Consider the following 26,329-nt stretch of genomic DNA (forward strand, 5'->3'; position numbering starts at 1 on the left):
TCTCCTTCGATTATTGAATTGCTTCAGATGCCCGCTAACCGGAAACGATAAAAAAGCCCCCGTCACAAAGGCATCCAACCGATGCCTAGGGACGAGAGCTGTATGCACCCGCGGTTCCACCCTAGTTGACGCTCCCTGTGGGATCGCCCTCTTTTTCCGAGTCTCCGGCTCCGGACTGCCTTTTCCTTGATGCTTCCTCCGGGCTTTCACCGTCCCCGAATCGCTGAATGTGCAAGACAATCAAGTACTATTGGTCCATCATAGCCAGTATCCTTCTTTGCAGTAATATTATCTCAAAGTGAAGCAATACTCAAGCGGCAAAATAATTTTTCAGCCTAAGCATATTGGCCCAGAGCCAAAGTCTCAGTTACAGGCAAAAACCCGTTGTGATAAACTATTTAAAATTGTTAATGTTAAAAATCTTCATAATGGGGGTGTTTCTATGAAAAAAGGAATACGTTTATGGTTTGGCGTCCCGTTCATGCTGCTATTGTCGTTTGCGCTTGCGGCATGCGGTTCCTCGGGACCATCGCAGGCGGACTACGACAACTTGAACGAAAAGGTAGCCGGGTTGGAGGAACAGGTGGCCGAGCTGGGAAAAGACTTGGAGGGCATGAAATCGAACGCGGTCACCGCGAGTGTCGATGTCCCGGAAGGCGAGGCCGCTACGCTCGTTCCGGTTGACAATGGACCTTCCGACCAAGGCGATGGCGTTCGGATTACCCTGGAGCAGTATGAAAAAACGGAAGTAGGCATGACCCATAAAGAAGTATCCGAGATCCTAGGCGGAGACGGAGAGGCGGTCAGCGAAGCGGAGGATATGGTGGTTTACTCCTACCAGGGCGCCGGAGATCTTGGAGCCAATGCGGTGTTCTCGTTCCATAAGGGAAAACTGTTGACCAAAGCGCAAGCGGGGCTTGAATAAGAAAAGTTAAGCAGAGACCCGTACTCAGTCGTAAACCTCCACCCGAATCGGAGTAGAGTGGTATCCGTTGCCGGCGCTTTGCTCATTGGGACATGCTGAAATGGCGATGATCAGGTCCATCTCGGCAAGCAGTTCCACATAATCTCCCGGGGAAGACAACGCCGTCCTTACCTCGATTGCATGATCCGGGGTAACTACGGTATTCATAAAGACATTGAAGGGACAGTGCTGGCTCGGCGCCGGAATCTCAAAGGCGGAAAGGGCCTGATTCAAATTATCGTAGCAGTTTTTGACCGGCATTTCTTTGTTGTAAAGCAAGGAATACATTTCGGGCCGGCAAGCGGGAGACAGCAAATCGTGTTTTCCTACCGTATCTTTCAGCAGCTTGAGCATAGGCCTGTACTTATTGGAGTATAAGGAGTCGCCCGCTTTGATATCCATGGACTGCAAGGCATCTCTTGTCGCAACCGAATCAAGTCTTTCCTCCGTTTGATCGGCAGAATAGGCCACCAAGTCGGCTATTTGCTGACCCTCCGAATCAATGACTCTAATCCGTTGCCCCTGATTTACCTTGAAGGCATATCCTGTCTTGCCCGGGATGACATATGGTTTCACGAAAGGCCCCCCTTCCGGCGTTTTAGTTTGGCGGTTCGTTGAATCAGAGAAAAGCTGGATTAAGATCGTATCGTTCTTAAATCCAGCTCAAAAATGTTAATGGGGCATGCTTCCGTTTAGAGGAGCTTTTGCATAGCTGTTCAGCATCACGTTCATATCCTGTTCCTTCAACTGCGGCACTTGATAATATCCGTGCTTGTTCTGGTAAAGGAAGATTTCATAACTGAGCTCGATCAGGTTCGGCACGCTGTCCGCAACGACGCGGCGGAGTACGGGGTTCGTGATTTCCAGGGCCGCCATCGCAAACATGGAGGACAGCGACTTGGTGTTTCCCAACATAAACCCGGAAATGTTCTGATCGGAAATTTCCTGTGCGGATTGAGCGGGCTTTTTCGGTTGGCCCGGCGTGAGCCCGTATACGACGTCATTGTTTTGCGTCATCCGGTATTGCTGGGTTGGAACCGCAGGATCTTGTCCGGTCTGAAAGCAATCGACGATCGTATTGTACATTTGGGTAGCGAACGAAGATTGTCGTTGAAGAATGGACTTCAACTCGGGATCTTTCACATGCTGATCGTACATTTGGTATTGATCCAGCATGCAAATGACACTGGAGATGACCTCGTGAGCATCGAAAAATTCATGACCGCCATGGTTTTTCCCCATCGATGGATTCATGGACAGGTTTGGCGTTTGCGGATATCCCGCTTGATTCATGTTTTGCAACCTGATTCCCTCCTGTGTACATTAGTTACACAGATATAGTTGCCCGGCACTCATTTTTTCATTCTAGGAAAAGGATATGGAGAATGGACGTGAATCGTCACAAACAAAGGCTCCCTTCACCGGTAAGGTGAAAGGAGCCTTTTTAAACACTAAGAAGTCCGTTATGGATTACTGTCCGTCATTGCCTTGTGTCTTCAACCCTCTTTTCATTCTTACAAAAGCGACAAACTCTATCATTTCATCGGCCAACAAAGGCTCTCCGTCTATCGAGATTCCGGGATCGGGGCGGGAGATAAGCTCCGTTAATTCGGCGACGTATCGCTCCTCGTCACTTCTACCCAAAATATAATCCACGGTAGTTTCGAATAAATCGGCCATTTGCAACAAAGATTGGAGAGAAGGCTCACGGTACCCGGTTTCGTACCCCGCATAGGTGCTTTTGGCGATGCCGAGTTGATCGGCGGTTTCCTGCAAGGACCATTTTCGATTTTTTCTTAACTCTGATAAATGTTCCAGCATACTCTCAAACTCCATGTTTATAATTTTGACTTCATTATCATAGCATAGGAAGATGGACTAGACTAGAAAAAGTACGCGAATCGAGAACATAATCTTGATTTCCTAAAATATAAATCTATAATTACTATTAGAAATACGCGTTTTGCGGAAAAATGATAATTATCCCGCTATGGAGATGTTGCTAATGAAAAATATATTGTTGCTTGCGACCGGGGGGACGATTGCTTCGGTGGAGGGGAATGAGGGATTGGTTCCCGGATTGTCCGTCGAAGAGTTGCTTCAATACTTGCAAGAGCCGTCCAACGGCCTGAAGATTGACGGTAAAATCTTAATGAACCAGGATAGCACCAACTTGCAGCCCGAGGATTGGGTGACCATCGCCGAAGCGGTTTATAAATATTATGACGACTACGACGGATTTGTTATTACGCATGGAACGGATACGCTGGCTTACACCTCATCCGCACTTTCTTATATGCTTCAAGGGTTGGATAAACCGGTCGTGCTCACCGGCTCCCAGGTACCGATCAGCTTTCAGAAAACCGATGCCCGGAAAAACGTTGCCGACGCTCTCAGGTTTGCTTGCGAACCGATCGGAGGCGTGTATATCGTGTTCGACGGCAGGGTCATTCTCGGTACCCGGGCGGTGAAGATGCGGACCAAAAGCTACGATGCGTTCGAAAGCATCAATCATCCGTATGTGGCTTATGTGAATAAGGACGAGGTGAAGTATCAATGGAAGCCTGCGCCGGCCGCGGCACCTCTTTCGCTGAATACGAAGCTCTGCACCGATGTATTTCTGATGAAATTATACCCGGGCATGAAGCCGGAAATCTTCGATTACTTGAAGGGGTTATACAAGGGAATCATCATTGAAAGTTTCGGAAACGGCGGCCTGCCTTTCGAAGGGAGAAACTTGCTTCCGAAAATCCGGGAGCTTACCGAGGCGGGGATCGCGGTCGTTATTACGACGCAATGCCTGGAAGAAGGGGAAGACCTGCTTCTGTACGAGGTCGGACGCAAGGTGGCGCAGTATAACGTGATCTTATCCGGCGATATGAACACGGAGGCCATGGTGGCCAAATTGATGTGGGCGCTCGGACAAGGCGACTCGTTGGATCAGGTCAAAGAGATCATTGAGACGCCGATTGCGGGCGACTTATCGGTCCATTCGGATCAGGGAGAATAGAGGCAGCATCCGTCCATAAACGATAATGGGGCACCCGAGCGGGTGTCTCGTTTTTGTTATGTATGAATACTCATAGCTATCCCCTCCAAACGAAGTCATATTAACTGTAACGCATTTGTATAAGAGAGGCGGAGAGGATCTTGGGGATGAACGTTAGGGAAGCACGGATTGAAGATTACGAAAATGTAGCAAAACTGCATCTGCAGCTTCATGAGCTGCATGTGACGAACAGACCGGATTTATTTAAACCTACCGATAATGATTCCCTCGATTTTGCCTATTTCAAGTCTTTGTTGGATAACGATACCTTCAAAGTGTTTATTGTAGAAGATGAGCCGTCGGGAGTGATTGCTTATACCCTACTTAAAGTGGAGGAAGCGCCGGCCATTCCGGTTTTCGTTGCGAGAAGGTTTTTGTACATGAATGATATTTGCGTCGATACAAGATTCCGAGGAAAGGGCGTAGGGAAACGGTTGTTTGAAAAAGCCATAGCATACGCCAAAGAGGCAGGCGCAGAAAGCCTTGAATTAGGCGTTTCCTTCTTTAATGAATCGGCCATTGATTTCTATAAGGCCTTGGGGATGAAGGCCAAAAGTGTAAGGATGGAATTGGCTATCGAAAAATAAGTAGTCCTTTATAGGGGGATGTCGAATGGAACCTAGTTTTGAACTAAAAAGTCTCGATGGTGAGGAATTAACGATCGCCGAATTACAGCAAGCAATGGAGCTCGGGGAGGTTTCCTCAAGGGAACTCGTCATGTATTACATGCATCGAATCGCAAAATATGACCAGAGCGGTGTGGGCATAAACTCCATGATGGAAATCAATCCGGATGTTATTTTTATTGCGGAGGCTATGGACCGGGAAAGAAAAAGAAGCGGCGCAAGAGGACCGCTCCATGGCATCCCCGTCTTGTTGAAAGAAAATATTGAAACCAAGGACAAGATGAGAACCAGCGCAGGGGCTTTGGCTTTAGAGAATCACGCAAGCACGAAGGACGCTTTTCTTGTTAGAAAATTAAGGGAGGCGGGAGCCGTCATACTTGGGAAGACCAACTTGACGGAATGGGCTAACGGGGTTTCTTCCGAGATGTGGGCCGGTTACAGTTCCAAAGGCGGACAGGTAAAGAATCCTTATGGGGACTTTTTTGTGGGCGGTTCGAGTTCCGGTTCTGCAGCAGCGGTGGCTTCTAATTTTACAAGCGTAGCTGTGGGAACGGAGACCTCGGCATCCATTTTAAGTCCGGCAATACAAAATTCGATTGTAGGCATTAAGCCGACAGTCGGTTTGGTAAGCCGTACGGGAGTGGTTCCCTATTCTTATTCTCAGGATACGGCCGGACCCATGGCAAGAACCGTCACGGATGCATCTGTTTTGCTTAGCGTACTTGCCGGGAGAGATGACGATGATCCTGCAACTTGGAGAAATGCCCCTGGAGTGATCGATTATACGACATGCTTGGATCTTGATGGACTACGGAATGCAACCATTGGAGTTTACAGGAACGTTACCCCGGGGCAATTTCGTGACGCGGACGAATATGACGAAACCCTATTTAATCAGGCTGTAGCCGAACTTAAAAATGCAGGAGCTAATATCATCGAAGATATAGAAATTCCGTCCTTCCATAGAACATGGGAGTGGAATAAGTTAAACAATGAATTTAAGCATGGCATTGAACATTTTCTTCAGAGTCTCCCGTCTGGATCGCCCGTTCACACGCTTAGCGAATTGGTAGAATGGAACGAAGAAAGACCGGATCAGGCTATGAAATATGGACAGGATTTATTAAAGTATCGGGCACGGTTGGAACATCCCTTGAAGAACCCCGGCTACATATTGGAATCCATAACCGATTTATACTATGCTCAAAATGAAGGCATAGATTTCGCCGTAGAGAAGTACGGGCTGGATGCCATTCTGTTTCCGGCTTATGTCGGGGCAGAGATCTGCGCTAGGGCAGGGTATCCATCCATATCCGTTCCTGTTGGATATAGGGAGAACGGCAGACCTCTAGGTATTACATTTGCCGGGCCGGCATTCAGTGAACCGACATTGATCCGGATCGCATATGCATTTGAACAACGGACGAAGCATAGAAGAAAACCGGTATTCAGTTAGTCATCTTAACAATTCTATGTTTATAATATAGCAAACAACGATAGAAACGGAGCGGTGTCGATGGATGAAGCGAGAAAAGACGAAGTCGGGCGAAAGTTTCTGTTAAGCCAACATATATCCTTGGAAGAATGCGGCGAGTTAGAGATTCAAGAACTGATTTTTCTGATCCATTCGGCCAAATTTTTTAAAGAGAAAGAATCTTTTCCCCAGGAGCATTTGGATGAGAGGATTAAACTGTTCTTCGGTGTGTTGAAGGACAAACTGAAAGATTCCGAATCGTTATTTATCGCCTATGAAAAGAGAACGGGCTATCCTTACGTCGATGCCGATGACCGGATCTGGATGTTTTCGAAGGAAGCGTATGCGGCAAGTGCCGCGGATTATTTTATGCAGCAGTTTCTGATGCTTGAAATGAAGAAGGTCGGCAGGGATGAGATGAATAAGGCGTTAGGCGAGCTGCATATTCTGGGGCTGCGAAAAATCCTCCTCGATAACGGGCAGTATCATGCCGAGGTGGACAGGGATGAACTTTTGCCGCCGCCGGACTGGAGCGGCACGCCCGAGATCAGCATCCCCGTAAGCAATCCGGATTTGCAGCATGCGATGATTACGTTTTTTCAGGCGATGAGTGGCGGGCAAAGCCGGGCGGCGGACCGGCAACTGCTTGAGGGAATGGAAAACCGTATGCTCGACGAAGTCATCCGCGGGAAATATTTGCTGCCCATGCAATTAAAGGAGCAGGCAGCGTCGGTGCCCGACGAGCAAGGCATGAAGACTTTGAAGGAAGGCACCGTCATTCAGTTCGCCGTCTTGGGCGGCGAAGGGGATTCGACCTGGTTGCCGGTATTCACGGACTGGCTCGAATTCGAGAAGGCTTACGATAAGCAGGTATGGAGCAGCAATGTCGTGACTTACGATGACATGTTGGCTTTGTCGGAAACGATGGAGGGCATTGTGATCAACTATCGGGGCATTCCGCTCCAGCTTGATGCCAAGAACAAGCAGCGGATCGAAGAGTACCGGCGGGAACGAAGCGAAGACGGTTTGGCCTGATCTAGCGTGCGAGAAAGCCGGAGTTGCTCCGGCTTTTTTGTTTTAAAGAGTGGAATCCTGGGAAGGAATAGATGCTATAACTTGATTCAGGAGGAAGCGGCCATCGGATTAAACCAATTCCAAAAGCCGGTCGACCCGGATGACCGGATTGAACAGGAAGGGAAATGGCGGCAAGCCGGCGAGCAAGCCATCAGCCGAATCAGGGAATATTTCCATAAGAAATTTTGAGGAGTTTATGTCTCCTCAATTTTTTTTGTTTACAGCCCTTTTGCCGCTAATGCATTAGAATATAGATAACAATTAGCGAATAGCGGCAGAGGAGGCCAAGAAAGATCATGCAAGAGAATAGAAACCTTAAGCAGCAGGCATTATCAGACATCGAACATATAAAAGTTCACGGTAGAACCACGGGTAATCTTTCTCCCCTAACCTTGTTTTGGACGGGAAGCGCCGTGGAGTTTAACGCCAGGGGATCCGAGCTTTGGCTTGAGTTCGAGGTGGACTATGAGGTGTATGAACCCTGGATCGGCATCGTGATCAATGGCGCAGTTGTAAGCAGGCAAATGCTTGTAGCGGGAAGATACTGGGTTTGCGTATTCAGGGGCATGAATCCCGCTGCCGTGAAAAACGTCCGAATCGTAAAAGAAGTACAGGCCATGAGCGGAGATCCCGGTTGCTCCTTGCAAATCCACGCGTTGAAGTTTGACGGACAATTTCTCCCCGTAGAAGACAAGCCTTACAAACTGGAGTTTATAGGTGATAGCATTACTTCCGGGGAAGGGACTGTAGGGGCTAAAACGGAGGAAGACTGGATTCCGATGTGGTTTAGTGCCTTGAGCAACTATACGGCTATGACGGCCGACGCTTTGAATGCCGAATATCGGGTTCTTTCCCAAAGCGGGTGGGGCGTGCTTACCGCCTGGGATAACAATCCGTACTGTAATCTTCCCGGTCATTATGAACAGGTCTGCGGCCTGCTTTCCGGACCGAAGAATGAGGCTTTGGGAGCCTTTCAAGCCTATGATTTTGAGGCCTGGCAGCCCGATGTCGTGATCGTTAATCTGGGAACCAATGACGGGTCGGCTTTCCATTCCCCGGAATGGAGTGATGCGGCAACGGGAGAGACCCGAAAGCAGCGATTGAACAAAGACGGCTCCTTTCTTGAAGAGGATCTGAAAGTGTTTGAAGAGGCCGTCCGCAGCTTTCTTGCGAAGCTTAGAAAAAACAATAAAAAGGCACACCTGGTTTGGGCCTATGGAATGTTGGGGATTCCGATGCTGCCGGCGATCTACCGGGCCGTAGATGCTTATGTAAGCGAAACAGGGGATAAGCGGGTATCAGTCTTTCAGCTTCCCAATATGACGGAGGAAACCGCAGGTTCCCGAAGCCATCCCGGTGCAGCGGCCCATGAAAAAGCGGCCAAGGAACTGTCCGGTTACCTCCGGGAGATTTTGCGGCAGGGTTGACAAAGCTGCAAGATGGATATAATGTTACAATATAAACAATTAGAAACCTAACAATTAAAGATATAAGAGAGGAGGAGGCCGTCGTGAGAGGACGGGATGATACTCCCTATTCGGATTTATTTCAGACGATCGGGCTCAAATTGAAGCGAAAAGCGGATGAGAAAATCAATGAGCTCGGGTTGAACGCGCAGCAAGGCCGGGTGATCAGTTATATCCATGAGCATCAGGACAAAGGATTGATTCAGAACGACTTGGCCGAAGCCTTCAACCGCCGCGGAGCCAGCATTACCAGCATGCTTCAGGGCTTGGAGAAGAAGGGATATATCGAGCGGAAGATTCCGGCGGACAATGAGCGGCAAAAGAATATCTACGTACTCCCAAAAGGGGCGGAGTTAATCGAAGCCTTCGAACAAGCTTTTGGAGCGGTGGAGAAGGAAATTAAGAATTCTCTGACGGAAGAGGAACAGCAAACCTTGAAGGAACTTTTGATCAAGGTCAACCGTAATTTGTGACTTAGTACAGTAGCCAGGGCTACTGTCGGGCAAATTGTTAGAATTCTAACTTTAAGAAGACTATGTTTATCCGAAACCTTAGAACGCTAACAGTTAAGCATCAATCTATTTTGAGGAGGAAATACCTATGAAAGAAGCAGCATCCAATGTTTATTATTTAGAAAAAGCGCCCATAAAAAAGGCTATCGCCCATTTATCCATTCCGATGATGATCGGCATGTCCGCCGGAACGATTTATAATCTGATCAATGCTTATTTCATCGGACTGGTGCACGATACGGCGATGCTCAGCGCCATTACGCTCTGCTTGCCTGTTTTTGCGATTCTGATGGCGCTCGGGAATATGTTCGGCGTCGGCGGAGGAACGTTCATTACAAGACTGATCGCGACAGGAGAGAGGGAGAAAGCTCGGAAGGTCGCGGGTTACTCTTTTTACGGAAGCTTAATTGCAGGCGTGGTTATGGCGGGAATCGCAGGGGTGGCCATGACGCCTCTTGTTCATTTGCTTGGTGCGGATGCGTTAACGTTTGATTACACGAGACAGTACACCCTTGCCATGTTCTTGGGCGGGTTCGTTATTATGGGCAATTTTGCGCTGGAACAACTGGTCCGGGCCGAAGGCGCTTCGAAAGAATCCATGTACGGCATGTTCGTCAGCATTGTTTTGAACATCCTGTTCGACATTCTGTTTATCCTGGTTTTGAACTGGCATGTCATCGGCGCCGCTTTGTCGGTCGTTTTAGCCAATATCGGGTCAGCGATCTATTATGTCTGGTATTTGGAGACCAAAAGCGGGAATCTGAAAGGATTTTTACGGCATTTCAAACTAAAGGCCAAAGATCAAGGGGAAATTTATAAAATCGGCGTTTCCGAGTTGATCCAAACCTCATTCCTGATCGTGACCACGTTATTGCTTAACAATTATTCCATGCAATATGGGGATACCGTAGTAGCGAGCTTTGGCATTGCGCTGAGGATCGTGCAGGTTCCGGAGTTTTTGTCCATGGGACTGTTCTTCGGCATCATTCCGCTCATCGCCTATAACTTCTCGAATAAAAATTACTCCCGGTTGAAGGCCGGAATTAAACAAGCAGCTCTTTATATCGCCGCCATATCGGGGATTTTCGCCGGCATCGTTTTTCTGTTCAAAAGGCAGGTGCTCCATCTTTTCTCCAATGATCCTTCGGTTCTTTCGATAGGGGGATATATTCTGGCCGCGATGTTGCTATCGGCTCTCTTTAACGGATTCACGGGGCTGTTTACGGGGATTTTCCAAGCCTCCGGCCAAGGCGTGCCCAGTACGGTCATGGCGGTGGCGCAAGGGGTTCTGTTTATCCCGGTCGTCATTGTTTTGCACCTTGTTTTCGGGCTGCATGGCGTCGTCTGGTCCATGACGATTACGGAAGTCATAACCTGCCTCTTGGGGATGATATTGTTTGTATTCTACACCAAGAAAATTAACATAGAAGATGGATTGAAGAAGGAGATGTAGGCAAGGGAGTAAAATGATTCCGAAAGAAATTGAAAAATGGTAGAATGGAGTAGATGAAGCGATAAAGATCTGATAAGGAGTACGATATGGCGGAATTCGTCTATAAGCAAATTATCGATGACCTCAAGGCTAAAATTTTTGCCGGTCAGTTTGACAACATGAGATTGCCGGATGAGCGGAGCCTTAGCGAGACCTATCAAGTTAGCCGCAGCTCCATTAAACGTGCTTTGACGAAGATGGAGCATGAAGGGATTATTTTTAAAAAACAAGGGTCGGGAACCTTTATTAATCCTTTATATATAAAGAATGAATCGATCTTTAACTATGAAGGCTCCAATCTGGGCGTTACCGATAATTTTCACATGCACGGCATCAAGCCGAAGACGAAAGTGCTGAGTTTCGAGGTCATTCCTCCGACGGAAGAATTGCAGCGCGATTTGTTCCTGGAGCCGCATGATTTCGTGTACAGAATCGTACGCCTGCGGTTGTTTGAAGACGAACCTTTCATGATCGAAACCGGGTATATCCCGATTAAGATCGTCCAAAATCTCAACCAGACCATCATCGAAGGGTCCATTTTCAATTATCTGGAGGATGCGCACAACCTGGCCGTGACCAAGTCGTTTTTGTCCATTTTTGCCGAGCCGTCCAACCCGAATGACCGGGAACTGCTGCAGCTGGAGGAAAATGAGCCGGTAGGCATCATGGAAGGCATTTTCTTCCTCGATAACGGAACTCCTTTTGAGTTTTCCCATATGCGGTTTCACTACAAATACATGAAATTCAATACCTTTGTATCGGTACAATGATAAGACTAAAGACTGAAGAAAGCTTCAGTCTTATTTTTTTGTCTTCAAATTTTCAATATATTTTAATTTCTTCCTTTATAAGGCGAAAAAACAAATTGATAACCTCCAATATTCATACTATGTTCAATATTTCACAAAATTGGACCGTATCATTTTCCTGAAAAAGTCGTTATGATAGATACAGATAGATAGTGAATTGTTTCACAATTGAACGTACAAAGATAAAGGTATGGGAGTGGAGAACATGGTACTGTCAGCTACGCAAGTCGATTATTCTTCTAAAACTTATTTAGCCAAGCTGGATGCTTATTGGCGCGCAACCAATTACATTTCGGTAGGCCAGCTTTATTTGAGAGACAACCCTTTGTTGCAAGAACCCTTAAAGGACTCGGACGTCAAGGTAAAGCCGATCGGACACTGGGGCACGATTCCGGGACAAAACTTTATCTATGCACATCTGAATCGCGTAATCAACAAATATGATTTGAACATGTTTTACATTGAGGGCCCTGGACACGGCGGTCAGGTCATGGTTTCGAACTCTTATCTGGACGGAAGCTATACGGAAATCTATCCGCAAATCACGCAGGATATCCCTGGCATGAAGAAGCTGTTCAAGCAATTTTCCTTTCCGGGCGGCGTCGCATCCCATGCGGCTCCCGAAACCCCGGGCTCCATTCATGAAGGCGGCGAGTTAGGCTACTCGCTGTCCCATGGCGTTGGGGCGATTTTGGATTACCCGGATTTGATCTCCGCGGTCGTCGTTGGAGATGGCGAAGCCGAAACCGGACCACTTGCGGCATCGTGGTTCTCCAACCGGTTCATTAACCCGGTCACGGACGGCGCCGTTCTGCCGATCCTCCATCTTAACGGATTCAAGATCAGTAACCCGACAATTCTATCCCGCCAAAGCAATGAGGAAATCACCGCTTATTTCAAAGGTATGGGCTGGGAACCGTTCTTCGTGGAAGGCTCGGACCCTGAGCAAATGCATCCGGAAATGGCGAAAGTACTGGATACCATTATCGAAAAAATCACAGCCATTCAAAAGAACGCCCGCGAAAACAACGATCTTACCCGTCCGGTATGGCCGATGCTCGTCTTCCGTTCTCCGAAAGGCTGGACCGGTCCGAAGGAATGGGATGGCGTGCCGAACGAGAACTCGTTCCGTGCCCACCAGGTTCCGATTCCGGTGGACCAAAAGAATATGCAGCATGCCCCTGCATTGATCGAATGGCTGAAAAGCTACAGACCGGAAGAGTGCTTCGACGGCAACGGCCGCCTGAAACCTGAAATCGCCGAAATCCTGCCTAAAGGCGACAGACGCATGGGGATGAATCCGGTGACCAATGCCGGGAACCTGATCAAAAACTTGGCTTTGCCGGATTTCCGCGATTATGCTCTGGATAACTCTGTTCCGGGCAAAGTCGTGGCGCAAGACATGTCCGTTCTCGGCAAATACGTAAGAGACGTAGTAACCCTGAATGAAGACAACAAAAACTTCAGAATCTTCGGACCGGACGAAACGATGTCCAACCGTTTGGCGCCCGTGTTTGAAGTAACGAAACGCCAATGGATGGACCGGATTATCGAGCCGAACGACGAGTTCTTGTCTTCCTATGGCCGCGTCATCGATTCGCAATTGTCCGAGCATCAAGCGGAAGGCTTGCTCGAAGGATACGTATTAACCGGGCGCCATGGATTCTTCGCAAGCTATGAAGCCTTCTTGCGGGTGGTCGACTCGATGATCACGCAGCACTTCAAGTGGCTGCGCAAAGCAACGGACCAAGGCTGGCGCGCGGATATTCCTTCGTTGAACATCGTGGCAACATCGACGGTGTTCCAGCAGGACCATAACGGCTACACTCACCAAGACCCGGGTCTGCTCGGCCACTTGGCGGACAAGAAGCCGGAATTCATCCGTGAGTATTTACCGGCGGATGCCAACTCCTTGCTGGCCGTGTTCGACACGATCTTGAACGACCGCCAAAAGATCAACCTGATCGTTTCGTCGAAACATCCGCGTCCGCAATGGTTTACGGCGGACGAAGCCAAGGAATTGGTCGACAAAGGCTTGAAGATCATCGACTGGGCGAGCACGGACCATGGCGGAGAGCCCGATATCGTCTTTGCTTCCGCCGGGACGGAACCGACGATGGAAAGCTTGGCGGCGATCTCCATTCTGCACGAAAAATTGCCGCAGCTGAAAATCCGTTACATCAACGTGGTCGACTTGTTGAAGCTAAGAAGCCAAAAGCTGGATCCGCGCGGTTTGTCCGACGAGGAATTTGACGGCTTCTTCACCAAAGACAAACCGGTTGTTTTCGCCTTCCACGGTTATGAAGGCCTGATCAAGGACTTGTTCTTTGAGCGTCATAATCATAACCTGCATGTGCACGGATACCGCGAGAACGGCGACATCACGACCCCGTTCGATATGCGGGTATTGAACCAAATGGACCGTTTCGACCTGGTGAAGGAAGCGGTGCTGAACCTGCCCGAAGCAGACAAGTACGCAGCCATCGCGGATGAAATGGATCAAATGGTAAAGAAGCATCATGAATACATTCGCGAAGAAGGCTTCGATTTGCCGGAAGTGGAAAACTGGGTTTGGAAGGAACTGAAATAATAGGGCCGCTGCCCTCAACACATTTACTAATGAATCCCATTCATCCTTGATGAGTGGGATTTTTTTAATAATCAATGTGAACCTTAAATAGTGCCCTATTTAGCCCTTATTTTCCTAAAATGAGCGAGGCATTTGAGAATAGCGTCCATTTGGGCCGTTATTTTAATCCAATCCGGCCAATAGGGCTCAATGCGTCATTGCCCTTCGAAATAAGGGCCTAGAAGTCCGCTATTTCTGGCTAGGTGCCCCAAAAGCTTGAAATAGCGACCCAAAAAGGCGCTATTTCAGCGGAGCGAATAAATGGCAACCGCTCCCCTCGTTCAATGGAACGGTCTGCTGTCCATTACGCCGCCGATCGCAGATCCTTTTTCAAAACGTCCGAACCACGCGAAGGAGTGACATTAGGAAACCTGTCATAGAAATGGTAAAGTATTAATTAGTAGAATAGTTAGGATGTTGTATCCGGGAGGCGTTAGCAATGACAAGAGAAGAACTGATTACGCAACTGAATGATTGGCATGAAGCCGACGAATACCAACAAATCGTGGATCGGATCAATGAAGTTCCCACTCCGCTGATCGACGATGAGTTGGCCGTTCATTTGGGGAGAGCCCTGAATAACCTGGGACGTTATAAAGATGCGCTCAAATGGTTCATGAAGATTGACGAAGAGGGCCGGAATAATGCGCTTTGGCATTTCCGCGTAGGGTATGCCCATTATTATCTGGATCAGAATGAGGAAGCGGTAAAAGAATTCGAAATCGCGCATCAAATGGATCCGGAGGACGAAGATACGATCGAGTTTCTGGAATGGAGCCGGAAAGAGTTGGCCCAAGCCCAAAACGCCGACGACGAGGACGAAGACGAGGAAGACCAATAAGGCGAGCCGTGTATCGTCCAATAAGAGGATTGAAAATACATACAGCCGGAGGTTTGTCATGCACACGAAGTTATCCTTGATGAAGCAACTAGAGGATGCGGGGATCCGTCGTCAAGGCACCTTGCTTATGCATTCGTCAATGAAGAAGATCGGGGAAGTGGATGGAGGAGCAGACACTGTATTGGATGCGCTTTTGGAGTATATGAAAGACGGATTACTGGTATTGCCCACCCATACCTGGTCCACTATTAATGCCGATAATCCCAAATTTTACGTCGAGACGTCCGAAGTCTGCGTCGGCATTCTTCCGGAGCTGTTCCGCAAGCGTCCGGGCGTGATTCGCTCGCTTCACCCGACCCACTCGGTAGCTGCGCTCGGCAAGGACGCGGCTGAGTTTACGACCGGGGATGAACGCTGGGATACGCCTTGTTACCGTCAGTCCGCTTGGGGAAAACTGCTCGACAGGCAGGCTACCATTATACTCGTAGGTGTCGACCTGCGCAGAAATACGTTCATCCACGGCATCGAGGAATGGGTGGACATCCCGGGAAGAATGACGGATGAACATGAACAGCTATATACCGTGCTGGGAGACGGAACTGAAATTTCAGTGCCTTCGCGGCGCCACTCTGGACTGCCCTGGTCGGAGCATTTTTGGAAAGTCGAGAGCGTGCTAGAAGAGCAAGGCGCGCTAAGCCGTGCCCGTTTGGGGGATGCGGAAGTACTGGTATGCGATACGGTCAAGACTACGGAGATCCTTAGCGATATGCTGCGGGCCAATCCGGATTTATTCTCGGATAATGAGCCGCTCCAACAATGAAAAAAGGGGCGTCCCTGGTCATCAACGCATGACCTTGGGACAGCCCCTTTTTTTAATTAAACTGATTATGCTTTCGTATATTTCTCAATCAACACCTCAAGCTCGCTCCAATGCTCGCAGTTTTCCCAGCGGAACGATTCAGGCAGCTTGGACATTTCCTCCCACGAACGTTTTTGCAGGTACGGCTTCAGGTTCTGCTCCACGCAAATGACCTGCATGATCGTTCTCATGCGGAATTGCAGCGGATAGCGCTCCTCCTTGGAGATCGGCTTGAAATAGGTTTCCGCCATGTAATCCACCAAGGCTTCGCCCTTCTCCTGCTCCTTGTGCTGGTTCCAGACCGTCTTGATTTCTTCCGTCAATTGACGCCAAGGCGTTTCTTCCTTCGGATAGACAATCCCCATCACATTAGCGTCCTTGTAGAGCCACAGTGCCCAAGACACGTCGTTTTGCTCGCACAAATCAAGCATATCCTCAATGATGGTCATCTGGAAATCGATATCTTCCTTCTCATACACCAATCCAAGCTCGCCGCACCAGAGCGGACGCTTATATTTCTCGCGGATTTCCAGAAGGCGATGGAATTCCTCCGCAAAAATTTCCTTGCGGCGCTCCCGGCTCATCTCATGCGTCAGCACGGCTGGCTCTTTTACGAACGGATAGAAGTGGAACTCATAGGCGATTTGCGGGTCATCCATCGGATCGAGCATGGAGAAATCCGTCGTAAAGGCATTGCCTTCAATGAAAATAATATGCTTCGGATCGTATTTGCGGATTTCCGCAACCACTTTGCGATAGAAGTCATTGAATGCATCCGCGTTGGTCACCAAGGAAGGCTCGTTTACGATATCGTAAGCGGCGATCCATGGCTGATCCTTGTAATATTGCGCAATGTGGCCCCAGAGGCCGATGACCGTATCGCGCAGGGCGCCGTATTCCCAGAACAGCGGAAGACCCGAGTAAGTGTCGCAGTGCCAATCCGGGTTTTGTCCGCCGGGAACGGAGTGAAGCTCCAGAATCGCGTATATCTCGTACTTTTCACACAAGTTAATAATATGATCTAGGTATTTGAAGCCGTCATTCTTGTAGACGCCCGGATTTTGATCGTCGATGAAGTATTTATAGTTGAAAGGAAGCCGCAGATGGTTGACGCCGATCTTTTTCAAAAATTCAAAGTCTTTCTCCCCCATATACTCCATCAGGAAGCGGTCGAAGAAGTCTTCGCTGCGCTCCTTGCCGTACACCTCGTCAAACGCCTTCTTGATCATCGTATCCGTGCCCGGAAGACCGATCAGAAAGTGCTCCAGATTCATCCAGGTGCCTAAGTTGAAGCCGCGGAACAGGATTTTCTCGCCGTTTACCGTAAAGTTCTCCCCTGTAACTTGAACAAAATGATTTGCAGTTGTAGTCATATTTCAACACCTCGGTTAAGTTATTAGTTTTTCATGCCTGTCGTAGCGACGCTTTGAATAAAGAATCGTTCGCCCGCGAGGAACACCGCTACCATCGGAATGGTGGCAAGCACGGTTCCGGCCATCAGCAAGCCGTAGTCCATCGTATGCTCGGTTTGGAATCCCTTCAGGCCCAGCTGCAACGTTTTTAACGCGTCGTCATTGAGATAAATGAGCGGAGCGAGATAGTCATTCCACATAAAGGTGAACGTAAAGATCGTTAAGGTAGACAAGCTCGCCGCAGATAACGGCATCATGATTCTCCAGAAGATTTTCCATTCGTTGTACCCGTCAACCCGGGCCGCTTCATTAAGCTCATTAGGCAGGCTCATGAAGAATTGCCGCATCAGGAAGATACCGAATCCACTGAATAATTGGATCAAAACATAGCCGGTATGACTGTTGTACAATCCCAGTTGGCTGACTACGGAAAATTGCGGCACCATGATGGAATGCCAAGGCATCATCAGGTTGGTCATAAATAAAATGAAGATGGTGTTTTTAAACGGAATTTTCAGTTTGGCAAAAGCGTACGCGGCCATGGAGCAAATCGCGACTTGCAGCACGGTAATGATCACGGACAGCTTCACGGTATTCAAGAAATATTTAGCGAAAGGAATGGCTTTCCAGACTTCCTTGTAATTGTCCAAATATAAGGTTTGCGGAATCCAGTTCATCGGATTCTTAAACAGATCGACGTCCGTCCGCAAGGAAGCCGAAATCATCCATAGGAACGGAAAAAGAGTGGCGAGCGAAAAGATGACCAAGGCCAGCAGCAGTAAAATATAAGGCAGCTTGGATCTTTTCGTTGTATTGATGGCGGTCAGCATAGGTAGCTCTCTCCTTTCCTAGTAAGTGACCCATTTTTTCTCGAGCCTGAATTGAATCAAGGATATGACCATAATGATCAGGAACAGGACGGTCGACATGGCTGCGGCGTATCCCATCCGGTAATTCACGAAGGCCTCCTGATAAATTCTAAAGACCAGCACGTTGGTCGAGCGGCCCGGTCCGCCGTCCGTCATGACGGAGACTAAATCGAAGACTTGGAAAGAGTTGATGATCGTGAGCACCAGCACCATAAATAGAGTCGGCGACAAGCTAGGCAAAGTCACATAGAGAAACTGCTGAAACTTGTTGGCGCCATCCAGCTCGGCGGCCTCATACAGATGCTCGGGAATGCCTTGAATGCCGGCCAGGAGAATGATCATGTAGTAACCGAAGCTTTTCCATACGGCTACTAGAATGATAGCTAATAGCGCCCACTGTGAGGACATGAGCCATTCCGGAGGATTTGCGATCCCGATGGCCTTCAAAATATAATTGATCGGTCCGGAAACCGGGTTAAACAGAAGTCCCCAAGCAATGGCGATCGAAACCATGGACGTAATGTACGGAAAATAAAAGGCCATGCGCAAATATTTACGCAGATGCAGTACATGATTCAAAGCGATGGCTGCAAGCAAGGCCAGCAGCATGGTCAACGGAACGAACAGCAGGGTATAAATAAAATTGTTTTTAAGAGAAATCATGAAATAATCGTCTTGCAGCAGCTTGCTGTAGTTATCCAAGCCGATAAAGTTGGGTGCCACGTTAAAACCGCCGTAATCGGTAAAGCTCATATAGAACCCGTAAACTAGCGGCACAAAAATAAATATGGCAAACAAGACGAACGCCGGAAGAATGAATAACGTCCCCGGCACGTAGGACTTGTAGTTGCGCAGACGGTGATGGGTCATCAAGGCAACCTCCTTTTGATGATGGGCCATAAAAGCAAGTTCGGCTTCCGTCGCAAATGAAGCGGAAGCGGAAGCCGAATGCCTGGCTATGAATTAGCGATTAAGGACGGATTGACGATTCTTCTCGAAGTTTTGAATGGCTTTCGCAGCGTCCTGTTCCTGGAACAAGAAGAGGTCCCGCTGCTCGCTATAAACGCGATTCACTTCATCAATTTGCGGTACAGGTTGATTTTCTACCACGGTGTTGGTTTCAAAGAAGTAGCCGCTGCCTTGAATGCCAGTCGCGTTCAGGAAGGCTTCCTTCGTCTTGTCGCTGGAGTAAGCCGGCAACACGCTGGATTCGGCGATCAATGCCCCGCCTTGTTCGCCCGTAACGAATTGAACGAATTTGAAGGCTGCGTCGGTTTGCTCGCTTTTCGGGTTAATCCCGATAAAGGTACTCACGCCGCCGACCGTAATCGGATCCTTCGTTCCTTCCGGCAACGGAAGAGGAGCCATATCAAAGTCGATATCGGTCTTGCCGTCGGCAATATCCGCTTTCAGCATGTTGAGCGTCCATTCTCCGTTAATCAGCATGGCTACATTGCCGCTTTCGAATTGCTTGATCCAGTCGACGCTCTGCGCCTTCATTTGCTTATAGCTCATATGGGAACCGTCTTTGTAGTACAGGCGATCCAGATAATCGAACCAGTTGCCTACCGGATCCAGGTTGTCGTCAAGAATGGTGGTTCCTTCTTGAAGCGCGCCCAGCGGTGCAGTCAGCCAGTCGGCATAATATCCGCCCCATTGTTTGTCTGCCCCTTCGCCTTTGGTCAGGCTTTTGGCAAGCTCGGCGTACTGATCCCAAGTCATTTGCGCAGGGACCTCAATGCTGGCCTGATTAAACAGGGCCTTGTTGTAGAACAATGCATATTGGGAAGTCCGGTAAGGAAGCGCGTAATATTTTCCATCCGTCAGCACTTCCGTAATATCCTGGAAGCTCGGTCCGTAGGCGCCGACATCCATATTCGCCGCTTTAATCCGGTCACCCAGATCCACCAGCTGGTTTTTGGAGGAATACAAGCCAAGGCTGCTTGTTCCGTTCATGCTGTAGACATCCATTTTCGAGCCGCCGGAGAGATTGTTCATGATTTTGGTGTTGTATTCGTCGGCATCGTTGCTGATCGTGGTCATATGCACTTCAACGTCGCTGTTTTGGGCATTGAAGGCGTCAACCACCTTTTTCATATAGGTTTCTTCATCGGTCCAGGTGTAATATTCCAATACGGTCTTCTTGGTACCGGTGTCGTTGCTAGCGCTCTCATTATTGCTCGAACCGCAACCGGCCAAGACTAGTCCGAATGCAGCAAGTAACATGAAACTGACGTAGCCTTTCTTTCTATTCATTAAGAACCCCTCCAGTATCTGTGGTATGCTTTTAGTTTAAGAGTTTGCGCTTATTTGGATAAGGTTGAACTTTTATCCCCGCCAAGGGGACGAAAACCCGGGAAAATGGGCATTTAGAGCTATTCCAGTCTGATTAGGGTGTAAGAAATTTCAACCTTTACAGAGAGGGACGAACTATATAAGTTGAACTAAAGAATGCGAGGCCGGCAAAGGTGTAAAATGACTCTGAAATAAGAAGGGAGGGGTTGCCGCTATGTTTATTTTCCTGGTTTTCATATTGTTCATAGCCATATCCACCTTCTTCCTGGTCCAAAAGAAATATACCAAGGCCACGCTTTTTATGCTGTTGATGGGCTTTTCCTATTTGATCGTGGTGTCCTGTATCATTATCTACATGTCCAAGGATGCTTATTATTACTATAATCTTGGGAAATACTTCGGCATTAAACAAGGCTTGCAAAATCAGCTCATGTTCTTGCCCGTTTCCCGGATGAACCTGATCCGCCTAATGAATCTGTTTACGATGGTTTTCTTGTATACGGGGCTTTGTTCGGCGATTTATTTTGCATTCCATGTCCAATTGAAGCGGAAGCTACTGCTGTTGGTGTCCTTGGCGATCCCGGGTATCCTTCAGGTGATTGTCTATGACCCGTCTTTTTACGCTTACTTGTATTTCAATCTTTACCCGGATGTCGTAAGCTCGCAGGCGTTTATTTCGGCCTATGAGACACTGCATTCGATTACGTTTGTCCTGAATTCCTTATATATTGCGGCAGGCTGCATTTTGCTGATTTACGCGCTGTATGACGCCCCTAAGGTTCGTCAGATCCGAAGCAATATTATCATGATTCTGATTTCCTATATTTCCGTGCAAGTCACGTATTACTATATCAATTACTGGGCGCCGGACGTTCTGGTGAAAGTCTCGAAAGCGGCTCATTTCATAAGGTATAAGCCCATCAATTTGGTGGGGAACCCGTCCATCTATATCTTGCTTCCTTACATCGCAGGCTTTTGTTTGTTGGTGAGCCTATACAGCATTTATAAATACACGCGAATCCAGAACAGCATCAAAAACCAGGAATCCGTCATTTCCAAAAATATCGATTCCGCTCTTCTGACGTCGCGTGTGTTCAGCCATTATATGAAAAACGAGTTGTTAGCCATTATGGCGCAAAGCGAATTCATTGAGAGCATGTGCGAGCAATCGCCGGAGGTGGTCGAAGAAATCCGGGTCATCGAGCAGCGGTGCCGCAAGGTGTACGATCGTTTGGATGCGGTCCATCAAAAAACGCTGAAATCGAAAATCGAGCTGGAGCCCGTTGTGCTGAATGAGCTTTTGGAGAAGCTGCTCAGTGACATGGAATTGGAGCTGAAGCACACCCAGGTCCAATATACGCCGCCAAACCGGCAGCTTGTGATCATGGCCGATCCTTATTATTTTTCCCAAGCGATAGAGAACCTGATTTCCAACGCTATGGACGCGCTTGAATTCGTGCCCGAGAAATCCAGATTAATATCGTTGGAGATCATCGTAAAAAATAAATGGGTGGAGCTGGTCATCCGGGATAACGGAGCGGGGATTGCGGAGGAACACGTAAACCAAATTTTTCAGCCGTTCTACTCTTCGAAACCTACGGCAACCAACTGGGGAATGGGCTTGTCCATATGCCTTACCATTATTTCAGCGCACGGTGGTAAAATAAATGCAGAGAGTATACTAGGAGAGGGAAGCTCTTTTCATATCATTATGCCGTTACTTTCCATGGCAAAGAATTAAAGGAGATGACAGCAGCATGAGTACGCCGAAGATCAAGGTGCTTATCGTAGAGGATGATCCTTTAATCAGCAAACGTTATCAGATGATATTGTCCAAGGATGAACAAATCGAGTGCGTCGGCAGCGCCTCCAGCGGATATGAGGGAACGATGCTGGCCGCGCTCAATAAGCCGGATATTATTTTGATGGATGTTGAATTGGAAGATAAGGAAGCCGGACTCCGGGCTACTTCGGAAATTTTGAACTACATGCCCGAGGTGAAGATCGTGATGCTGACCGTATGCGAAACCGATGATACCGTTTTTCGGGCGTTTGAGCTTGGAGCCTCGAATTACCTGTTAAAAAATATGCCTGCGGACGCCATTCTGGATGCGGTGAAGGATGCTTATCACGACCGCTCCTCCTTGCATTCCAATATTGCGGGTAAAATTACGCGCGAATTTAAAAGAATTAAGACGACCGAGGACAGCCTGCTGCACAATTTTTATATTTTTACTCAACTAACGCCGACAGAGCTCGAGGTGTTGGACCTGCTCATGAAGGATTATAGCCGGCAAGAAATCTGTGCGCTGCGCCATGTCGAACCTTCCACCTTAAAATCGCAAATTAACAGCATCTTGAAGAAGTTCGGCAAAAACAGCGTTCAGGAGGTTCTGCCCGTATTGCGGGAGCTGCACATTCCGGAAATCCTGTCGCAGAGGAAAGGGAAGTAGTCCTTGAGTATAGTGACCGCTTTGGATACAATGTTACAATAATAACGACAATAAGCGCGAATGACCGCTATATAACCGGAAAATGGGTGATTGTTATATGGGTAAAGAACCTATGAATAGTCTTCTCGGGAATTGGCTATCTTTAACTCAGATGCAAATGGGCATTACCAACAAGCTGGAAGCCGCCTTGCAAGAGAAGCACCAGTTACCGCTCAACGAATTTTATTTGTTGTTGTTTCTTTCGGAGTCCCCGGAGAAAAAGTTGAAGCTGCAACAATTGGAGGATATGGTAGGCTTGAGCCAAAGCGCGGTATCCAGACTGGTGAGCCGCTTTGAAGCCAAAGGCTGCGGAGCTCTGCAAAGAACGATTTGCGAAGAGGACCGCAGGGCCGTGTACACTTCGATAACACCTATAGGGGAAGCCAAGCTGGAGAAGGCATTGCCTACTTTTCAGGCGGTACTTGCCGAAGAGTTGTCCGGTGCGAAGTTTCAAAACTTGCTGCAGCAAATCATGATTAAACCCTGATGCTTGACGTCGAGACTCAGGCATGCTAATTTATATGCATGCGCATGCATTTTAATATTGGAGGAGATATTACGATGAACCAGCTGTTTAGCCCCTACAGTTTGAAGGGATTAGAATTAAAGAATCGCGTCGTTATGCCCCCGATGTGTCAATACTCCGTAACCGAAAAAGACGGAATCGCCAACGACTGGCACTATAATCATTATGTGAGCCGGGCCATTGGCGGCACGGGTCTTATCATCATAGAAATGACGGACGTGGAGCCCGACGGGCGCATTTCCGACTACGACTTGGGCTTGTGGTCCGATGAGCAAGTTCCGGCTTTGGCCCGCATTGTGGATGCTGTTCATCAGCACGGAGCAAAAGTAGGCATTCAAATCGCCCATGCCGGACGTAAAGCGGAGGATGCCGCCGTTCCGGTTGCGCCTTCGGCCATTCCTTTTGACGAGAAGTCCAAGACGCCTAGAGTTCTTTCCACGGATGAAGTGAAGCAGATGGTGGAGAAATTCCGCCTGGCCGTCAGACGTGCCGTTCAAGCCGGGTTTGATACGATTGAGCTGCATGGCGCCCACGGCTACCTGATTCATCAGTTCCATTCGCCGCTGACGAACCAAAGAACCGATGAATACGGGAAGGACCTGACCTTGTTCGGAAGAGAAGTCATTCAGGCCGTGAAGAGCGAGATGCCTGCCGATATGCCGCTCATTATGCGGATTTCCGCGCAAGAATACGTGGAAGGCGGATATGGCATTCAAGAGAGCATCGCCCTTTCGAAGGCCTATCAAGAGGCCGGCGTAGACATGTTCCATATCAGCGCAGGGGGAGAAGGCCCGATCGCTGCTTGGGGCAGACCGGGTACCCATGCTGCGTACCAAGTTCCGCTGGCTAGAGACATCAAGCGGGCGCTGGATGTGCCGGTGATTGCCGTCGGCAGATTGGATGAGCCGGTACTGGCCAATGCCGTCATCGGGAACGATGATGCGGATTTGGTTGCCGTGGGAAGAGGCATGCTGAGAAATCCGTTCTGGACATTGGAGGCTTCCGTGAAGCTTGGACAAGGCGATCTGATCCCTCGGCAGCTCGTTACCGGATTTCCTAGGGCATAATGAATCGGATTTACTGAAATACAAATAGAGATTTTAAGAAGCCTGCTTCCGTGAGAGATGGACGCAGGCTTTTTTGCGGTCTCCATACCGTTGGAGGTTGAGAATAAACAATAATCATACCGTAGGGTTAATTTTGCGGACAGTTGTTTAATATAACGGTGAAGACGGTTCACCAAACTAGCTAAATGGAGTGAAGACACATGTCCAATGCTCAAACGGCAAACCAGGAAGCGATTGAAAAGGTCAGGGATTTGATCAAAGGAATCGATACCGCCATGCTGACAACCGTGACGGGAGAAGGGTTGGTTTCTCGTCCGATGAAGACCCAGGAGGTTGAGTTCGACGGTGACCTTTGGTTCCTGACCAAGAAAGATACGAACAAATACAGGGAGATTCTTCAGAATCCGACGGTCAATGTGGCTTACGTGGATAAATCTTACGTGTCGATCCGGGGAGAAGCCGAGTTGGTGCAGAGTCCGGACAAGGTCAGGGAGTTCTGGAATGTAGCCTATGAGAAGCTACTGGAGACCTCCAGCGACGACCCGAACCTGGTTTTGATCAAGGTCAAAGCCGATACGGCCGAATATTGGGAAACCGGCAATCCGGTTAAAATGGTGATGCGGCTATTTTCCAAGCTGACGGGAGCCGGCAAGAATGATCCTAATTTAAATAAGACCGTCGATTTTGAATAGAAGATGAAATAACCCCAGGATCAGAAATCCTTTGACAATCCCCAGTGAATAGCTTATATTTAAAATTAATTAAAAGAAAACTAAATAGTCTTCCTAAAAGGGGAGTAGCTTTTACAACAAAGTCGTCATTTCGGAGGCAGTAATCTCCCGGCTTTGTTGGCGACGAATTTCGTTGTTAGCAAGACCTTTGCCTGTTACTGGGCAAAGGTCTTTTCTAGTTTAAGAAACCTTTGCCGATTTCGGTGAAGGTTTTTGTTTTTTTAGACTGTTTATAAGAAGGGGAGAGGAGCATCCGGAATCTGGGCTTTTTTTGAAATTGGATTTTAGAGTTTAGGGAATGATATCAAAATAACAGACATTAAAAGGAGTGTGGGAACTTTATGGATCTTTCGATTTTATTCGAGTACGGATGGGTATTGTTATTATTAGTTGCACTGGAAGGATTGCTTGCTGCCGACAATGCTTTGGTCCTTGCGATCATGGTGAAGCATCTTCCTGAAAGTGACCGGAAAAAGGCGCTATTTTACGGACTGTTGGGAGCTTTCGTATTTCGCTTGGCCTCATTGTTTATTATTTCGTTTCTGGTCGATGTATGGCAAATTCAAGCCATCGGCGCGCTGTACTTATTGTTCATTTCGATTAACCACATTGTAAGGAAAGTGGTGTTCAAGAACAAAATTTCCGAGAAGCAAAAGAAAGAAAAGAAAAAATCCGGTTTCTGGACCACCGTGCTCAAAGTGGAATTGGCGGATATCGCTTTTGCGGTCGACTCCATTTTGGCTGCCGTGGCGTTGGCCATGACGCTTCCGAACACCACGCTTCCCGCGATCGGCGGCATGGACGGGGGGAAATTCATCGTCGTATTCCTTGGCGGATTAATCGGGCTGATTATTATGCGGTTTGCCGCGAATCTGTTCGTCAAGCTGCTGCATTCCAGACCCGGTCTTGAAATCGCCGCCTTCGCCATTGTGGGCTGGGTCGGCGTAAAGCTCGCCGTCCTGACGCTAGGACATGAGGATGTGGGAATCATTCCTTACGAATTTGCTCATTCTACGCTGTGGAAGTTGATTTTCTATATCGTGCTGGTCGTCATCGGCGTTGCCGGATGGTTCTTGACTAAAGAACAGGCAGAAAACCGGTCTTCGGCAGAACACTAATGCATTTCAATCTATATTATTTGG

26 protein-coding genes are annotated in these 26,329 nt (G+C 48.3%); 19 read left to right on the forward strand and 7 right to left on the reverse strand.

Annotation, left to right across the window (positions count from 1 at the left end; translation table 11 throughout):
• Nucleotides 1–442 precede the first annotated feature (442 nt).
• Nucleotides 443–925 (forward strand): hypothetical protein, encoded by a 483-nt coding sequence (locus ACLB09_RS13260; RefSeq protein ID WP_410770309.1) that lies wholly within the window; start codon nt 443–445, stop codon nt 923–925.
• 24 nt (nt 926–949) lie between these two features.
• Here ACLB09_RS13260 and ACLB09_RS13265 read toward each other — a convergent pair whose 3' ends face one another.
• The 3 genes from ACLB09_RS13265 to ACLB09_RS13275 form a co-directional block, all read right to left on the reverse strand.
• A complete protein-coding gene (locus tag ACLB09_RS13265) occupies nt 950–1,540 on the reverse strand; it encodes a DUF1989 domain-containing protein (RefSeq protein ID WP_410770310.1) in 591 nt (196 codons plus the stop codon).
• A 96-nt stretch (nt 1,541–1,636) separates the two neighbouring features.
• Complete coding sequence (locus ACLB09_RS13270; RefSeq protein ID WP_410770768.1) at nt 1,637–2,257, reverse strand: spore coat protein; 621 nt, start codon at nt 2,255–2,257, stop codon at nt 1,637–1,639.
• Between the two features lie 177 nt (nt 2,258–2,434).
• A complete protein-coding gene (locus tag ACLB09_RS13275; protein ID WP_410770311.1) occupies nt 2,435–2,785 on the reverse strand; it encodes a helix-turn-helix domain-containing protein in 351 nt (116 codons plus the stop codon).
• Between the two features lie 184 nt (nt 2,786–2,969).
• Between ACLB09_RS13275 and ACLB09_RS13280 the strand changes: the two genes are divergently transcribed.
• From ACLB09_RS13280 to ACLB09_RS13335, 12 genes are all read left to right on the forward strand, one after another.
• Nucleotides 2,970–3,974, forward strand: coding sequence for an asparaginase (locus ACLB09_RS13280; RefSeq protein WP_410770312.1), 1,005 nt, complete (start codon nt 2,970–2,972; stop codon nt 3,972–3,974).
• A 146-nt stretch (nt 3,975–4,120) separates the two neighbouring features.
• On the forward strand, nt 4,121–4,600 hold the full coding sequence (locus ACLB09_RS13285; RefSeq protein WP_410770313.1) for a GNAT family N-acetyltransferase: 480 nt from the start codon (nt 4,121–4,123) through the stop codon (nt 4,598–4,600).
• 25 nt (nt 4,601–4,625) lie between these two features.
• A complete protein-coding gene (locus tag ACLB09_RS13290; protein WP_410770314.1) occupies nt 4,626–6,095 on the forward strand; it encodes an amidase family protein in 1,470 nt (489 codons plus the stop codon).
• 60 nt (nt 6,096–6,155) lie between these two features.
• Nucleotides 6,156–7,148, forward strand: coding sequence for an SseB family protein (locus ACLB09_RS13295; protein WP_410770315.1), 993 nt, complete (start codon nt 6,156–6,158; stop codon nt 7,146–7,148).
• A gap of 81 nt (nt 7,149–7,229) precedes the next feature.
• The gene (locus ACLB09_RS13300) at nt 7,230–7,376 is read left to right on the forward strand and encodes a hypothetical protein (protein WP_410770316.1); all 147 of its coding nucleotides are present in this window, start codon (nt 7,230–7,232) and stop codon (nt 7,374–7,376) included.
• A gap of 107 nt (nt 7,377–7,483) precedes the next feature.
• Nucleotides 7,484–8,614 carry a GDSL-type esterase/lipase family protein gene (locus ACLB09_RS13305; RefSeq protein ID WP_410770317.1) on the forward strand — a complete coding sequence of 377 codons (1,131 nt, stop codon included), beginning with the start codon at nt 7,484–7,486 and terminating at the stop codon, nt 8,612–8,614.
• A gap of 83 nt (nt 8,615–8,697) precedes the next feature.
• A complete protein-coding gene (locus tag ACLB09_RS13310; RefSeq protein ID WP_410770318.1) occupies nt 8,698–9,126 on the forward strand; it encodes a MarR family winged helix-turn-helix transcriptional regulator in 429 nt (142 codons plus the stop codon).
• A gap of 127 nt (nt 9,127–9,253) precedes the next feature.
• Entirely contained in the window at nt 9,254–10,618 is a 1,365-nt protein-coding gene (locus tag ACLB09_RS13315) for an MATE family efflux transporter (protein ID WP_410770319.1), read from the forward strand.
• Between the two features lie 86 nt (nt 10,619–10,704).
• Nucleotides 10,705–11,427, forward strand: a complete 723-nt coding sequence (locus tag ACLB09_RS13320; protein WP_410770320.1) for a GntR family transcriptional regulator — start codon at nt 10,705–10,707, stop codon at nt 11,425–11,427.
• Between the two features lie 244 nt (nt 11,428–11,671).
• Nucleotides 11,672–14,056, forward strand: a complete 2,385-nt coding sequence (locus ACLB09_RS13325; protein ID WP_410770321.1) for a phosphoketolase family protein — start codon at nt 11,672–11,674, stop codon at nt 14,054–14,056.
• 478 nt (nt 14,057–14,534) lie between these two features.
• On the forward strand, nt 14,535–14,936 hold the full coding sequence (locus tag ACLB09_RS13330; RefSeq protein WP_410770322.1) for a tetratricopeptide repeat protein: 402 nt from the start codon (nt 14,535–14,537) through the stop codon (nt 14,934–14,936).
• 58 nt (nt 14,937–14,994) lie between these two features.
• Nucleotides 14,995–15,756, forward strand: a complete 762-nt coding sequence (locus ACLB09_RS13335) for an AAC(3) family N-acetyltransferase (RefSeq protein WP_410770323.1) — start codon at nt 14,995–14,997, stop codon at nt 15,754–15,756.
• A 65-nt stretch (nt 15,757–15,821) separates the two neighbouring features.
• Here the strand turns inward: ACLB09_RS13335 and ACLB09_RS13340 are convergent, their stop codons facing one another.
• From ACLB09_RS13340 to ACLB09_RS13355, 4 genes are all read right to left on the reverse strand, one after another.
• On the reverse strand, nt 15,822–17,168 hold the full coding sequence (locus ACLB09_RS13340) for a glycoside hydrolase family 5 protein (RefSeq protein WP_410770324.1): 1,347 nt from the start codon (nt 17,166–17,168) through the stop codon (nt 15,822–15,824).
• Nucleotides 17,169–17,191: 23 nt separating this feature from the next.
• The gene (locus tag ACLB09_RS13345) at nt 17,192–18,037 is read right to left on the reverse strand and encodes a carbohydrate ABC transporter permease (RefSeq protein ID WP_410770325.1); all 846 of its coding nucleotides are present in this window, start codon (nt 18,035–18,037) and stop codon (nt 17,192–17,194) included.
• 18 nt (nt 18,038–18,055) lie between these two features.
• On the reverse strand, nt 18,056–18,946 hold the full coding sequence (locus ACLB09_RS13350) for a carbohydrate ABC transporter permease (protein ID WP_410770326.1): 891 nt from the start codon (nt 18,944–18,946) through the stop codon (nt 18,056–18,058).
• A gap of 93 nt (nt 18,947–19,039) precedes the next feature.
• Nucleotides 19,040–20,332 carry an ABC transporter substrate-binding protein gene (locus ACLB09_RS13355; RefSeq protein ID WP_410770327.1) on the reverse strand — a complete coding sequence of 431 codons (1,293 nt, stop codon included), beginning with the start codon at nt 20,330–20,332 and terminating at the stop codon, nt 19,040–19,042.
• 253 nt (nt 20,333–20,585) lie between these two features.
• On the opposite strand from ACLB09_RS13355, the gene ACLB09_RS13360 reads away from it, so the two are divergent.
• From ACLB09_RS13360 to ACLB09_RS13385, 6 genes are all read left to right on the forward strand, one after another.
• Nucleotides 20,586–22,112, forward strand: coding sequence for a sensor histidine kinase (locus tag ACLB09_RS13360; RefSeq protein ID WP_410770328.1), 1,527 nt, complete (start codon nt 20,586–20,588; stop codon nt 22,110–22,112).
• A gap of 16 nt (nt 22,113–22,128) precedes the next feature.
• Nucleotides 22,129–22,824 carry a response regulator gene (locus ACLB09_RS13365; protein ID WP_410770329.1) on the forward strand — a complete coding sequence of 232 codons (696 nt, stop codon included), beginning with the start codon at nt 22,129–22,131 and terminating at the stop codon, nt 22,822–22,824.
• A gap of 97 nt (nt 22,825–22,921) precedes the next feature.
• On the forward strand, nt 22,922–23,350 hold the full coding sequence (locus tag ACLB09_RS13370) for a MarR family winged helix-turn-helix transcriptional regulator (protein WP_410770330.1): 429 nt from the start codon (nt 22,922–22,924) through the stop codon (nt 23,348–23,350).
• A gap of 74 nt (nt 23,351–23,424) precedes the next feature.
• Nucleotides 23,425–24,456: an NADH:flavin oxidoreductase/NADH oxidase gene (locus ACLB09_RS13375; RefSeq protein WP_410770331.1), complete on the forward strand. Its 1,032-nt coding sequence runs from the start codon at nt 23,425–23,427 to the stop codon at nt 24,454–24,456.
• Nucleotides 24,457–24,656: 200 nt separating this feature from the next.
• On the forward strand, nt 24,657–25,148 hold the full coding sequence (locus ACLB09_RS13380; RefSeq protein ID WP_410770332.1) for a pyridoxamine 5'-phosphate oxidase family protein: 492 nt from the start codon (nt 24,657–24,659) through the stop codon (nt 25,146–25,148).
• Between the two features lie 380 nt (nt 25,149–25,528).
• Nucleotides 25,529–26,305 (forward strand): TerC family protein, encoded by a 777-nt coding sequence (locus ACLB09_RS13385; protein ID WP_410770333.1) that lies wholly within the window; start codon nt 25,529–25,531, stop codon nt 26,303–26,305.
• Nucleotides 26,306–26,329 lie beyond the last annotated feature (24 nt).

It is taken from the genome of Fontibacillus forbon, assembly GCF_046559655.1.
Taxonomy (GTDB): Bacteria; Bacillota; Bacilli; order Paenibacillales; family Paenibacillaceae; genus Fontibacillus.